At 65.9% G+C, this 14169-nt stretch carries 10 protein-coding genes; 9 read left to right on the top strand and 1 reads right to left on the bottom strand.

Going from position 1 to position 14169, the window contains the following annotated elements; translation table 11 throughout:
• Positions 1-17: 17 nt before the first annotated feature.
• The gene (locus tag AZSP09_RS10710; RefSeq protein WP_152090023.1) at positions 18-1175 is read right to left on the bottom strand and encodes a UbiH/UbiF family hydroxylase; all 1158 of its coding nucleotides are present in this window, start codon (positions 1173-1175) and stop codon (positions 18-20) included.
• A gap of 115 nt (positions 1176-1290) precedes the next feature.
• Between AZSP09_RS10710 and AZSP09_RS10705 the strand changes: the two genes are divergently transcribed.
• The 9 genes from AZSP09_RS10705 (at position 1291) to glmS (ending at position 14107) form a co-directional block, all read left to right on the top strand.
• Entirely contained in the window at positions 1291-1635 is a 345-nt protein-coding gene (locus tag AZSP09_RS10705) for a hypothetical protein (protein WP_152090022.1), read from the top strand.
• A complete protein-coding gene (locus AZSP09_RS10700) occupies positions 1632-2204 on the top strand; it encodes a shikimate kinase (RefSeq protein WP_130459458.1) in 573 nt (190 codons plus the stop codon). The genes AZSP09_RS10705 and AZSP09_RS10700 overlap by 4 nt, the downstream gene beginning before the upstream one ends.
• A complete protein-coding gene (gene aroB / locus AZSP09_RS10695) occupies positions 2201-3295 on the top strand; it encodes a 3-dehydroquinate synthase (RefSeq protein WP_152090021.1) in 1095 nt (364 codons plus the stop codon). Before AZSP09_RS10700 ends, aroB begins: the two co-directional genes overlap by 4 nt.
• A gap of 265 nt (positions 3296-3560) precedes the next feature.
• Positions 3561-8258, top strand: a complete 4698-nt coding sequence (locus AZSP09_RS10690; protein ID WP_152090879.1) for a glutamate synthase-related protein — start codon at positions 3561-3563, stop codon at positions 8256-8258.
• Entirely contained in the window at positions 8259-9725 is a 1467-nt protein-coding gene (locus AZSP09_RS10685) for a glutamate synthase subunit beta (RefSeq protein WP_014236200.1), read from the top strand.
• A gap of 132 nt (positions 9726-9857) precedes the next feature.
• Positions 9858-10547: a YEATS-associated helix-containing protein gene (locus tag AZSP09_RS10680; RefSeq protein ID WP_232058784.1), complete on the top strand. Its 690-nt coding sequence runs from the start codon at positions 9858-9860 to the stop codon at positions 10545-10547.
• 53 nt (positions 10548-10600) lie between these two features.
• Positions 10601-11959 (top strand): bifunctional UDP-N-acetylglucosamine diphosphorylase/glucosamine-1-phosphate N-acetyltransferase GlmU, encoded by a 1359-nt coding sequence (gene glmU / locus AZSP09_RS10675; protein WP_152090019.1) that lies wholly within the window; start codon positions 10601-10603, stop codon positions 11957-11959.
• Positions 11960-11968: 9 nt separating this feature from the next.
• Positions 11969-12277: a hypothetical protein gene (locus AZSP09_RS10670; RefSeq protein WP_014236203.1), complete on the top strand. Its 309-nt coding sequence runs from the start codon at positions 11969-11971 to the stop codon at positions 12275-12277.
• Between the two features lie 3 nt (positions 12278-12280).
• The gene (gene glmS / locus AZSP09_RS10665; RefSeq protein WP_152090018.1) at positions 12281-14107 is read left to right on the top strand and encodes a glutamine--fructose-6-phosphate transaminase (isomerizing); all 1827 of its coding nucleotides are present in this window, start codon (positions 12281-12283) and stop codon (positions 14105-14107) included.
• Positions 14108-14169 lie beyond the last annotated feature (62 nt).

The following is a 14169-nucleotide window of genomic DNA, read 5'->3' as shown; positions in this document are numbered from 1 at the left end:
ACTCCGGTGGGGAAACTTCAGGATTCGAGGGCGTAACGCATCAGGGCGCTTTTCACGGGGCCGAGGCGGTTCACCAGGTTGAGGCCCAGATTGCGCAGGGGCTTCAAGCCGGGCAGGTCTTCGCGGAAGAGGCGGCGCAGGCCGTCGGTGGTGGTCTGCAGCAGCATCACCTCCTCCTTGCGGGCGCGGCGGTAGCGGGCCAGCAGGCGGGCGTCGCCGATGTCCTGCCAGGGCGCGGCAGCGGCAATGATCTCGGCCAGGGTCTTGGCGTCCCGGTAGCCCAGGTTGATGCCGTGGCCGGAAAGGGGGTGGATACCGTGGGCCGCGTCGCCGATCAGGGCCAGGCGTGGCGCCGTCGGTTCGGGCACCCGCATCAGCTTGAGGGCGAAGGCGGCGGCCGGCGTCAGCAGTTCCAGCTGGCCCAGGGTGTGGTTGCCGGCGGCGGCCACCCGGGCGCACAGCTCCTCGGCGGGCAGGGCGGCGAGGGCGTCGGCGTGGGTGTCCGGGGTGGACCAGACGATGGAGATGCGGTTGCCCGGCAGGGGCAGGTAGGCCAGCACGCCGTCGTCGCGGAACCACTGATAGGCGATGTCGCCGTGGGGCTTTTCGGTGCTGAAGTTGGCCACCAGGCCCTTTTCGCCGTAGGGGCTGTAGTGGGCGGCGAGGCCGGCCCGGTTGCGCACCCAGGATTCGCGGCCGTCGGCCCCCACCAGCAGACGGGCGGAGAGGCTGCTGCCGTCTTCCAGGTGCAGCAGGGTGGCGTCGGCGCGGAATTCCAGTTCCCGGGGCGTGGCCGGGCAGAGGATGTCCACATTGCCCTGGCGCTTGACGTTCTCCCACAGCTCCTGGGCCATCAGGGAGGACTCGAGAATCCAGGCCAGTTCTGGCACGCCGCTCTGGTAGGCGGAGAAGTCGAGGCGGCTGTCGCCGTCGCCATACACTTCCATGGCCCGCACCGGCGCCATGCGGCCGGCGTCCAGGTGCTTCCACACGCCGATGTCGGCGAGGAAGCGGGCATTGGCCGGGCTGATGGCGTAGATGCGCGCATCCCAGCCTTCGGGCCGGTTCGGCGCGCGGCCTTCCACCAGGGCGATCTTCAGGCGGGATTCCTTGAGGGCGCAGGCGAAGGCCAGGCCGGCCAGGCCGCCGCCGACGATAACGATGTCGTATTTCATGGGACGAGACTCCAGAAGCCCCGGATTGTGCCTGCCCCACCGGGGCAGCACAAGAACGGCTGCCCTTACGGTCCTCTCGTTGCCACGGGCGGCAAGCCCATGTTAGAAGCGGCCCATGGATAGCGAACTGCAGTATTTTCCCGCCGTGCTCCGTTCCGAGCACGATTCCCCCATCGATGCCCTGGTGGCCCTGGGCCTGCCCCGGGAGGAGTGCATGGAACTGGTGGCTGCCTCCTGGGGCCGTCCGGAACTCAGTCTCCTGGCCTGGGTGGACGGCGGCCGGGCGGTGGCGGTGCTGCCCCTGGCGGAGGGACGCTGGGCTGCCTGCAATGCCTTTGTCGAACAATCCTGCCGGGAGCCGAAGGAAGCCCTGCGACGGGCCGGCAAGTTGGCCAAGCGCGGCCGGCGGGCCCTGGTGGGCGTTTGGGCCGGGGCGCCTGCTGGTACAATGGCCGGGTGAAAACCAAGCAAGACAACATAATTCTGGTGGGCCTCATGGGGGCCGGCAAGACCACCATCGGACGTCTCCTGGCCAAGCGCCTGGGGAAGCGTTTTGTCGACTCCGACCATGAGGTGGAAAGCCGTACCGGCGTTTCCATTCCGGTGATTTTCGAGATCGAGGGCGAGGCCGGCTTCCGCAAGCGGGAGTCCATGGTGATCGAGGACCTGTCCCGGGAAAGCGGCCTGGTCATGGCCACCGGCGGCGGCGTCGTGCTCAGCCCCGAGAACCGGGAGGCCATCAAGGCCGGCGGCTTCGTCGTCTATCTCTGCGCCCCCCCCGAGCTGCTCTACGCCCGCACCCGCAACGACCGCAACCGTCCCCTGCTGCAGGTGGCCGATCCCCTGGGGCGGCTGCGCCAGCTCTATGTGCAACGGGACCCCCTCTACCGGGAGGTGGCGGACATGGTCATCGACGCCTCTTCCCACTCCGCCAACGCCTCGGTGCAGCTCCTGCTGCGCGTCGCCCAGTCGGCGCCCCTGGTGGGCGTCGAGCCGGCTCCCGCACCGCCAACGCCTTCCACGCCATGACTCAGCAAACCCTGCAGGTCGCCCTGGGCGACCGCTCCTATCCCATCCACATCGGCAGCGGCCTGCTGCAGCGCGCCGACCTGATCCTGCCCCACCTGGGGCGCAAGAAGGCGGTCATCGTCAGCAACGAGACCGTGGCGCCCCTTTATCTGGAGCCCCTGGCGGCCCTGCTGCGGGCCAATGGCGTGGCCGTTTCCCAGGTGGTGCTGCCCGATGGGGAGGAGTTCAAGGACTGGCCGACCCTCAACCGGATTTTCGACGCCCTGCTGGAAAGCCGGGCCGAACGTTCCACCACCCTGATCGCCCTGGGCGGCGGGGTCATCGGCGACACCACCGGTTTTGCCGCCGCCTGCTACCAGCGCGGCATGCCCTTCATCCAGGTGCCCACCACCCTGCTGTCCCAGGTGGACTCGTCGGTGGGCGGCAAGACGGCCATCAATCATCCTCTGGGCAAGAACATGATCGGCGCCTTCTATCAGCCCAAGCTGGTGCTGGCCGACATCGACACCCTGGACACCCTGCCGGAACGGGAGCTGAAGGCCGGCCTGGCCGAGGTGATCAAGTACGGCCTGATCCGGGATCCCCAGTTCCTGGGCTGGATCGAGTCCAGCCTGCCCGGCCTGCTGGCCAGGGACAAGGCCCTGCTGGCCGAGGCCGTGTATCGCTCCTGCGCCCACAAGGCCGAAGTGGTGGCCCGGGACGAGCGGGAAACGGGTGAGCGGGCCCTGCTCAACCTGGGGCATACCTTCGGCCATGCCATCGAGACCGGCCTGGGCTACGGCGTCTGGCTCCATGGCGAGGCCGTGGCGGCCGGTACGGTGATGGCGGCGGAACTGTCGGCCTGTCTCGGCTGGATCGGTCCGGCCGAGGTGGCCCGGGTGGAGTCCGTCTTCCGTCTGGCCGGCTTGCCCGTCAGCGGTCCGGACCTGGGGGTGGAGCGTTACCTGGAATTGATGCGCCACGACAAGAAGGTGGAAGCGGGGAAGCTGCGCCTGGTGCTGTTCCGCGGCATCGGTGATGCGGTGGTGAGCGATGTGGCCAGCGACGAGCAGATAGCTGCCGCCATTGCCGCCCGGGTGTCTGCCGCCTGAAATCCGGTGCACCAAATGGGGCTTGGTGCGTTGGTCAAAAGCTGGCTATCACTTTAGTGTGACTTCCCAGGAGTGCCGGTCGGGTTTGAGCACTGGCGGGCGATCGGGGCATTGTTGGGCAAAGCCTTGATGGCTCACGGTTTTCGGGCTACACTATAGTGTTGCTTTTTGCACAGAAAAGGCCGGTGCCGTCCGCACCGGCTTTTTTGACGCCGTTCGGTTTATCCAGGCGGCAGTCTTAATTCATAAAAAGGACTCTAGCGTGATGGATAGTGTTGTCCCTGGTGGGGCCGTTCCCGGGCGGCAGGGCCTGTACGACCCGGCCAACGAAAAGGATGCCTGCGGCGTCGGTTTCGTTGCCCATATCAAGAACAAGAAGAGCCACGGTATCGTTGAACAGGGTCTGTTGATCCTGAAAAACCTCGACCACCGCGGCGCTACCGGTTATGACCCGCTGCTGGGTGATGGCGCCGGCATCCTGATTCAGATGCCCGATGCCTTCCTGCGTGCCGAAGCCGCCAAACTGGGCATCAACCTGCCCAAGGAAGGCGAGTACGCCTGCGGTATCGTGTTCCTGCCCCAGTCCTCCAACGGTCGTGCCGCCGCCGAATCCGCCGTGGCCCGCATCGTGCACGAAGAAGGCCAGACCTTCCTCGGCTGGCGCGACGTGCCCCGGGACAATGCCGGCCTGGCTGCCGCTGCCCGCGAGATCGAGCCGGTCATGCGCCAGGTGTTCATCGCCAAGGGCGAGAACGTCGGCGACCAGGACGCCTTCGAACGCAAGCTGTTCGTCATCCGCAAGCGGGTCGAGCATGCCGTGCGCAAGCTGAAGCTGGACGACGGCAAGCAGTTCTACATCCCGTCCCTGTCCTCCCGTACCATCAACTACAAGGGCATGCTGCTGGCCCATCAGGTGGGCGAGTACTACCTGGACCTGCAGGACGAGCGCCTCGTCTCCGCCCTGGCCCTGGTGCACCAGCGCTTCTCCACCAACACCTTCCCCACCTGGGATCTGGCCCACCCCTTCCGCATGATTGCCCACAACGGTGAAATCAACACCGTGCGCGGCAACGTGAACTGGATGAAGGCCCGCCAGAAGGCCATGTCCTCCAAGTGGCTGAAGGAAGACCTGGACAAGCTGTGGCCCCTGATCGTGGACGGCCAGTCCGACTCCGCCTGTTTCGACAACGCGTTGGAACTGCTGGTCATGGGTGGTTACTCCATGGCCCAGGCCATGATGATGCTGATCCCCGAAGCCTGGGCCGGCAATCCCCTCATGGACGAAGAGCGTCGCGCCTTCTACGAGTACCACGCCGCCCTGATGGAACCGTGGGACGGCCCCGCCGCCGTGGCTTTCACCGACGGCCGCCAGATCGGCGCCACCCTGGATCGCAACGGCCTGCGTCCCGCCCGCTATCTGGTGACCGAGGACGATCTGGTGCTGATGGCCTCCGAAATGGGCGTGCTGACCTTCCCGCAAGAGAAGATCGTCAAGAAGTGGCGCCTGCAGCCCGGCAAGATGTTCCTGATCGACATGGAACAGGGCCGCATCATCGACGACTCCGAGCTGAAGAAGTCCCTTTCCGGCGCCAAGCCCTACCGCAAGTGGATTGAAGAATCCCGCTACTTCCTCGGCGACCTGCCGGAAGCCGGCAGCGAGGCGCCCAAGGCCGACGTGCCTCTGCTCGACCAGCAGCAGGCCTTCGGCTTTACCCAGGAAGACGTGAAGTTCATCCTGCAGCCCATGGCTGCCCAGGGTGAGGAAGCCACCGGCTCCATGGGTAACGACAGCCCCCTGACCGTGCTTTCCAACAAGGAAAAGCCGCTCTACAACTACTTCAAGCAGCTGTTCGCCCAGGTGACCAACCCGCCGATCGACCCCATCCGGGAAGAGATCGTCATGTCCCTGACCAGCTTCATCGGTCCCAAGCCGAACCTGCTGGGCGTGGATGAAACCAATCCGCCCCTGCGTCTGGAAGTGCACCAGCCGGTGCTGACCAACGCCGACCTGGCCAAGCTGCGCGCCATCGATCGTTCCACCTCGGGCCGTTACAAGTCCCTGGTGCTGGACATCACCTGGCCTGCCGCCGAAGGCGCCGCCGGTTGCGAGAAGGCCCTGGAGGCTGTCTGCGCCGCCGCCGAGAAGAGCGTGGCCGACGGCTACAACGTGCTGATCCTGTCCGATCGCAGCGTCTGTGCCGAGAAGGCGCCGATCCCCGCCCTGCTGGCCACTTCCGCCGTGCATCACCACCTGGTGAAGAAGGGTCTGCGCACTTCCACCGGCCTGGTGGTGGATACCGGTTCCGCCCGGGAAACCCACCACTTCGCCCTGCTCGCCGGTTATGGCGCCGAAGCCGTCTGTCCCTGGCTGACCATGGACACCCTGGCCGAGATCGCCGGCAACCTGCCGGGCAACGTCACCGCCTACGACGCCCAGAAGCGCTTTATCAAGGCCGTCAACAAGGGGTTGAACAAGGTCATGTCCAAGATGGGCATTTCCACCTACCAGTCCTACTGTGGCGCCCAGATCTTCGAAGCCATCGGCCTTTCCTCCGAACTGGTGAAGAAGTACTTCGCCGGCACGGCCACCCAGGTGGAAGGTATCGGCATCCTGCAGGTGGCCGAAGAGGCCCTGCGCGTGCACCGTGCCGCTTTCAGCAGCGACCCCGTGCTGGCCGAGAGCCTGGAGACCGGCGGCGAATACGCCTTCCGTATCCGCGGCGAAGACCACATGTGGACCCCGGATGCCATCGCCAAGCTGCAGCACTCCACCCGCTCCGGCAAGATGGACACCTACAAGGAGTACGCCAAGATCATCAACGACCAGTCCAAGCGTCACCTGACGCTGCGCGGTCTGTTCGAGATCAAGTCGGCCGGCGCTCCGGTGCCCCTGGAAGAAGTGGAACCCGCCAAGGAAATCGTCAAGCGCTTCGCGACTGGCGCCATGTCCCTGGGCTCCATCTCCACCGAGGCCCACACCACCCTTTCCGTGGCCATGAACCGCATCGGCGGCAAGTCCAACACCGGTGAAGGTGGCGAGGATGCCAACCGCTTCAAGCCGGTGAAGGCTGGCCAGAAGCTGTCCGAGATCATCGGTGCCGGCCGTATCGCCCGCGATCTGGAGCTGAAGGAAGGCGACTCCCTGCGTTCCGCCATCAAGCAGGTGGCTTCCGGCCGCTTCGGCGTTACCGCCGAGTACCTGGCCAATGCGGACCAGATCCAGATCAAGATGGCCCAGGGCGCCAAGCCCGGTGAAGGCGGCCAGCTGCCCGGTCACAAGGTTTCCGAGTACATCGGTGCCCTGCGTCACTCCGTGCCCGGCGTCGGCCTGATTTCCCCCCCGCCGCACCACGACATCTACTCCATCGAAGACTTGGCCCAGCTGATCCACGATCTGAAGAACGTGAATCCGGTGTCCTCCATCTCGGTGAAGCTGGTATCCGAAGTGGGCGTGGGTACCGTGGCTGCCGGCGTCTCCAAGGCCAAGGCCGATCACCTGGTGATCGCCGGCCATGACGGCGGTACCGGTGCTTCCCCCCTGTCCTCCATCAAGCACGCCGGCACTCCCTGGGAGCTCGGCCTGGCCGAAACCCAGCAGACCCTGGTGCTGAACCGCCTGCGCGGCCGCATCCGCGTCCAGGTGGACGGTCAGATGAAGACCGGCCGCGACGTGGTCATCGGCGCCCTGCTGGGTGCCGACGAGTTCGGCTTCGCCACCGCTCCCCTGGTGGTGGAAGGCTGCATCATGATGCGCAAGTGCCACCTCAACACCTGCCCGGTGGGCGTGGCCACCCAGGACCCGACCCTGCGCGCCAAGTTCTCCGGCCAGCCGGAGCACGTGGTGAACTACTTCTTCTTCGTTGCCGAAGAAGTGCGCGAGATCATGGCCTCCATGGGCATCCGCAAGCTGGACGACCTGATCGGCCGTGCCGACCTGCTCGACATGCGCGCCGGTGTGGAGCACTGGAAGGCCCGTGGCCTGGATTACTCCAAGATCTTCTACATGCCGCCCGTGGGTGCCGACGTGGCCCGTCTGCACTGCGAGACCCAGGATCACAATCTGGGCAAGGCCCTCGACCACAAGCTGATCGAGCAGGCCAAGCCCGCCCTGGAAAAGGGCGAGAAGGTGGTGATCAACACCGAGATCATCAACGTGAACCGCACCGCCGGCGCCATGCTGGCCGGTGAGGTGGCCAAGCGTTACGGCCACGCCGGTCTGCCGGATGACACCATCCACGTGAACCTGACCGGTACCGCCGGCCAGAGCTTTGGCGCCTTCCTGGCCAAGGGCGTGACCTTCGAGCTGACTGGCGAAGGCAACGACTACGTGGGCAAGGGCCTCTCCGGTGGCCGCATCGTCATCAAGGCCCCCAAGGCCTTCCGCGGCAACACCGCCGAGAACATCATCGTCGGCAACACCGTTCTGTACGGTGCCATCGAAGGTGAAGTGTTCTTCAACGGTGTCGGCGGCGAACGCTTCTGCGTGCGCAACTCCGGCGCCACCGCGGTGGTGGAAGGCGTGGGTGACCACGGTTGCGAATACATGACCGGCGGCACCGTCGTCGTGCTGGGCCAGACCGGCCGCAACTTCGCTGCCGGCATGTCCGGCGGCGTGGCCTACGTCCTGGACGAGGACGGCACTTTCGAATCCCGCTGCAATCTGGCCCAGGTCGCCCTGGAGCCGGTGCCGGAAGAAGAGGAAGCTGCCGAGAAACTGGGCGAGTTCGGCGACGTCACCAGCCACGGCAAGGTGGACATCCGCCACCTGGCCATGGCCGACGAAGCCCTGCTCAAGGGTCTGGTCGAACGCCACCTGGAAATGACCGGCTCCTCCCGGGCCAAGCAGATCCTGGACGGCTGGAGCACCTACCGCGCCAAGTTCGTCAAGGTCATGCCGAACGAGTACCGCCGCGCACTGGCGGAACTCGCCGCCAAGAACAGCAAGCAGAAGGAGGCCGCATAAATGGGCAAGCCTACTGGTTTCATGGAGTTCCAGCGTCTGTCCGAGGCTTACGAGCCTGTCGAGGCGCGGCTCAAGCACTACAAGGAATTCGTCGGTCACCTGTCCGACGCCGATGCCAAGACCCAGGGGGCGCGCTGCATGGATTGCGGCATTCCCTTCTGCAACAACGGCTGCCCGGTGAACAACATCATTCCCGACTGGAATGACCTGGTTTACCGCGGCAACTGGGAAGAGGCCATCGCCGTCCTGCACTCGACCAACAACTTCCCCGAGTTCACCGGCCGCATCTGCCCGGCGCCCTGCGAAGCTGCCTGCACCCTGGGCATCAACGAGGCGCCCGTGGGCATCAAGTCCATCGAGCACGCCATCATCGACAAGGCCTGGGAAAACGGTTGGGTCAAGCCCCAGCCCGCCAAGGTCAAGACCGGCAAGAAGGTTGCCATCGTCGGCGGCGGTCCCGCCGGCCTGGCTGCTGCCCAGCAGCTGGCCCGTGCCGGTCACGACGTGACCGTGTTCGAGAAGAACGACCGGGTCGGCGGCCTGCTGCGTTACGGCATCCCCGACTTCAAGCTGGAGAAGGGCCTGATCGACCGCCGCATGGAACAGATGCAGGCCGAGGGTGTGACCTTCCGCACCAAGACCATCGTCGGCACCAAGACCCTGCCGGCCGGCATCGTCAATGACGCCACCACCGTGGTTTCTGCCGAGCAGCTGAGCAAGGAATTCGACGCCGTGGTGCTGACCGGCGGTTCCGAAGTCCCGCGCGACCTGCCCGTGCCGGGCCGGGAACTGAAGGGCGTGCATTACGCCCTGGAGTTCCTCATCCCGCAGAACAAGGAAGTGGCCGGCGACGGCAAGAACCCCATCCGCGCCGACGGCAAGCACGTCGTCGTCATCGGTGGCGGCGACACCGGCTCCGACTGCGTCGGTACCTCCAACCGCCACGGTGCGGCTTCCATCACCCAGTTCGAAGTGATGCCCAAGCCCCCGGTGGAAGAGAACAAGGCCCTGACCTGGCCCTACTGGCCGCTCAAGCTGCGTACCTCCTCCTCCCACGACGAAGGCTGCACCCGGGACTTCGCCGTGTCCACCAAGGAGCTGATTGGTGACGGCAACGGCAACGTCAAGGCCCTGAAGGCCGTGCGCGTGGAATGGAAGGACGGCAAGATGGTGGAAGTGGCCGGTTCCGAGTTCGAGATTCCCGCCGACCTGGTGCTGCTGGCCATGGGCTTCACCAATCCGGTGGCCGGCCTGCTGGAAGCCTTCGGTGTGGACAAGGATGCCCGCGGCAACGCCAAGGCGACCACCGACGGTGCCGGCTGCTACGCCACCAACGTGCCCAAGGTCTTCGCTGCCGGCGACGTGCGCCGCGGCCAGTCCCTGGTGGTGTGGGCCATCCGCGAAGGCCGTCAGGCCGCGCGGGAGGTCGATGCCTTCCTGACCGGCGCTTCCGAACTGCCCCGCTGAGGCATCCGGAAAACGGCACGACAGAAAACCCCGCCCCCGTGGCGGGGTTTTGTTTTGCAGGGGTCTTCCCCTGTGGCATATTACGGTCTGCGCGGGACGGGAGGCCCCATGGACATGGAACTGCAAAAAGCGATGCAAGTAAGCCAAACTTTCGGTGCCCTCGACGGGCATCTCCTGATCATTCTCGGCATCCTCGTCGTCGCCGGCATTCTCGGTGGCATCGCCAACTTTTTCCTGCGTGACCGGCTGGTGGAGCCCGAGGTGCGCGAGTGGCTGAAGTATCCGGTGCTGGGCATGGTGGCGGCCCTGACCGTGCCTCTTTTCCTCAACATGATTTCCAGCAATCTGCTCGAGGGGGCCCGCACCCGTCCGGTGGATTTCTTCGTCCTGGCCGGCTTCTGCCTGCTCTATGTGGTGGTTTCCCGCCGCCTGTTCGAAAACATGGCCAACAAGCTGCTGTCCCAGCTCGACCTGGTCAAGGACGACGTGCGCCAGTTGCAGGAGCGCAAGCCGGAGGCGGTCCCGGAAGCCCAGGAAGCCGTGGTCAAGGAACTGCCGAAGGAAGCCCTGTCCTACAACGACGTCGAACTGGTGCGCGCCATTGCCGAAGAGAACTACGTGTACGGCAATCTGGCCGGCCTGGCCGAAAAGACCGGTCTGGGCCGGGAGCTGATCAGCCAGCGTCTGTCCGTGCTGAAGAACCTCGGCATCATCGAAACCCGCATCAACGAAAAGAACGTGCTGCACTGGTTTGTTTCCAACAAGGGCAAACAGCTCCTCGGCGACATCCTCTCCGGCCAGGAAGAGAAGAAGAGCGCCTGATCCCCCATAGCCGCCCCGGCGGCCATGTCGCTTCTGTATTACGGAAAAATCCCATGAATATCGTCATCCTCGCCGCCGGCCAGGGAAAGCGTATGCATTCCCATCTGCCCAAGGTGCTTCATCCCATTGCCGGCAAGGCCCTGGCTGCCCATGTCCTGGATACCGCCCGCCATCTAGGCCAGTCCCGTATCTGCCTGGTAGTGGGCCACGGCGGCGAAGTGGTGCGCAGCGCCCTGGCTGCAGCCGATGTGGCCTGTGCCGTGCAGGAACCCCAACTGGGCACCGGCCACGCGGTGATGCAGGCCCTGCCCCTGCTGGATGGCGAGGGCATGACCCTGGTGCTTTACGGCGATGTGCCCCTGATCCAGGCCGCCACCCTGCAGCGGCTGGTCCAGGCCGCCGGCGACGGCTTGGCGGTATTGACGGTGGATCTGGAAAATCCCAAGGGCTACGGGCGCATCATCCGCGACAGCGCCGGCCGGGTGCAGCGCATCGTCGAGGAAAAGGACGCTACCCCGGCCGAGCGCCTGGTAAGGGAAACCAACACGGGCATCATGGCTTTGCCCACGGCCCGCCTTAAGGACTGGCTGTCCCGCCTCTCCAACGACAATGCCCAGGGCGAGTACTACCTGACCGACGTGGTGGCCCTGGCGGTGGCGGACGGGGTGCCGGTGCATACGGCCCAGCCGGAAGGCGAATGGGAGGTGGCCGGGGTCAATAGCAAGGTGCAGTTGGCTGAGCTGGAGCGGGTCTATCAGTTGCGCCTGGCGCACGGCCTGCTGGAGCAGGGCGTGCGCCTGGCCGACCCGGCCCGGCTCGACGTGCGCGGCCAGCTCCGCTGCGGCCGTGACGTGGCCATCGACGTGGGCTGCGTCTTCGAAGGCGAGGTGGTGCTGGAGGAAGCCGTGGACATCGGTCCCTATTGCGTCCTGAAGAACGTCACGGTCAAGGCCGGCGCCCGCATCGCCGCCTTCAGCCACCTGGAAGGGGCCGTCGTCGGACCCGATGCCATCGTCGGTCCCTACGCCCGCCTGCGGCCGGGTACCGAGCTGGGGGCCGAGGCCCATGTGGGCAATTTCGTCGAACTGAAGAACAGCATTCTCGGCCCCGGTTCCAAGGCCAACCACCTGGCCTACGTGGGCGATGCCACCGTGGGCCAGCGGGTCAACATCGGTGCCGGCACCATCACCTGCAACTACGACGGCGCCAACAAGCACCGCACCGTCATCGAGGACGATGCCTTCATCGGTTCCGACTCCCAGCTGGTGGCCCCGGTCACCGTGGGCCGCGGTGCCACCCTGGGGGCCGGCACCACCCTGACCAAGGATGCCCCCGCCGATTCCCTCACCGTTTCCCGCGCCCGCCAGGTCAGCCTGGCCGGCTGGAAGCGCCCCGAAAAAGTCAAAAAGTAAGGAAGTTCCATGGACGCCTATTTCACCCTTTACGTACTGACCGTCGCCCTGGCCGTGGCCGGCGGCGGCATGCTGCTCCTGGTGGGCTACATCGACACCATTCCCGCCTCCTTCGCCCACGGCTGGCGCTGGGGCGCCTGTGCCCTGCTGGTGCCGGTGCTGGGGCCCCTCTATTTCTGCTGGAAGCACTGGGCGGATTGCGCCAAGGCCGGCAAGCAGCTGGTGGCCGGCACCGTGCTGATGGCCCTGGCCATGGGCGGCCTCTACGGCCTGGGTCCCTGGTTCGCCAAGCGGGCCCTGGAAATGGCGGGGAGCTGAGCCATGTGCGGCATCGTCGCGGCGGCAGCACGCAACAACATTGTTCCTGTCCTGCTGGAAGGCCTGCGCAAGCTGGAGTACCGGGGTTACGACTCCGCCGGCCTGGCCATCCTCAACGGCGGCCTGCAACGCCTGCGCAGCGTCGGCCGGGTGGCCGAACTGGCGGCCCAGGCCGACAGCACCGGAGCCACCAGCGAGACCGGCATCGCCCACACCCGCTGGGCCACCCATGGCGTGCCTTCCGAGCGCAACGCCCATCCCCACATCTCCGAAGGTCTGGCGGTGGTGCACAACGGCATCATCGAGAACTACGAGTCCCTGCGCGCCGAACTGTCGGCCCTGGGTTATAGCTTCTCCTCCGAGACCGATACGGAAACCATCGCCCACCTGATCCACCACACCCTGAAGAGCGAGCCTGATTTGTTCCGAGCCGTCTGCCGCACGGTGCAGCGCCTCCAGGGCGCCTACGCCATCGCCGTGGTCAAGGAAGACGAACCGGGCCGGGTCATCGTCGCCCGGGAAGGTTCGCCCCTGCTTCTGGGCGTCGGCGAGCAGGGCAACTATGCGGCCTCGGATGCCTCCGCCCTGCTGCAGGTGACCCGTCGCATCGTCTATCTGGAAAACGGCGACGTGGCCGAACTGCGTCCCGAAAGCTGGCGCGTTGCCCGGGCCGACGGCGCGCCGGTGGAGCGGCCGGTGGCCCTCTCCAGCCTGTCGGCGGACGCGGTGGAACTGGGCCGCTTCCGTCACTACATGCAGAAGGAAATCTTCGAGCAGCCCGACGCCCTGGCCAACACCCTGGAAATGGTGGGCGGCGCCAAGAGCCTGCAGGCCGGCCTCTTCGGGGCCGAAGCGGAAACCCTGCTGGGCGGTGCCACCTCGGTGCTGATCCTGGCCTGCGGCACTTCCAGCCACGCCGGCATGGCGGCCCGCTACTGGCTCGAAGCCGTGGCCGGCATTCCCTGCACCGTGGAAACGGCCAGCGAATACCGCTACCGGGAATCCGTGCCCCAGGCGGACCAGCTGGTCATCGCCATTTCCCAGTCCGGCGAGACCGCGGACACCCTGGCCGCCCTGCGCCATGCCAAGGCCCTGGGTCACCACCGCACCCTGGCCCTGTGCAACGTGCCCGAGTCGGCCATCGTGCGCGAATGCGCCTTGCGCTTCATCACCCGTGCCGGTCCGGAAATCGGCGTGGCTTCCACCAAGGCCTTCACCACCCAGCTGGCAGCCCTGTTCCTGCTGACCCTGGTGCTGGCCAAGCTCAAGGGTCGTCTCTCCGATACCGAGGAGGCTATCCAGCTGCAGGCCCTGCGCCACCTGCCCGCCGCTGTCGGCAGGGCCCTGGAGCTGGAGTCCCAGATCAAGTCCTGGGCCGAGCGCTTCGCCTTGAAGCAGCATGCCCTTTTCCTCGGTCGCGGCATCCATTACCCCATCGCCTTGGAAGGGGCCCTCAAGCTCAAGGAAATTTCCTACATCCACGCCGAGGCCTATCCGGCCGGCGAGTTGAAGCACGGGCCCCTGGCCCTGGTGGACAAGGACATGCCGGTCATCGCCGTGGCGCCCAATGACGTGCTGCTGGAGAAGCTCAAGTCCAACCTGCAGGAAGTGAAGGCACGGGGCGGCGAGCTGTACGTTTTCGCCGATGCGGATTCGGAAATCGCCGAGTCGGAAGGGGTGCATATCCTGCGCCTGCCGGAACACTACGGCCGCCTCTCCCCCATCCTCCACGTCGTTCCTCTGCAACTGCTGTCCTACCACGCAGCCCTGGTCAAGGGGACCGATGTGGACAAGCCGCGCAACCTGGCCAAGTCGGTGACGGTGGAGTAATTCCCACCGCCGGCCGGCTTGGGTCAAGTCGGCCGGCATATTGCCGTTAACAAGCCATGTGT

This window comes from Azospira sp. I09, from assembly GCF_009177135.1.
Lineage (GTDB): Bacteria > Pseudomonadota > Gammaproteobacteria > Burkholderiales > Rhodocyclaceae > Azospira > Azospira oryzae.
The sequence above is the reverse complement of the archived record's forward strand: the minus strand, read 5'-3'. Positions and strand labels throughout refer to the sequence as shown.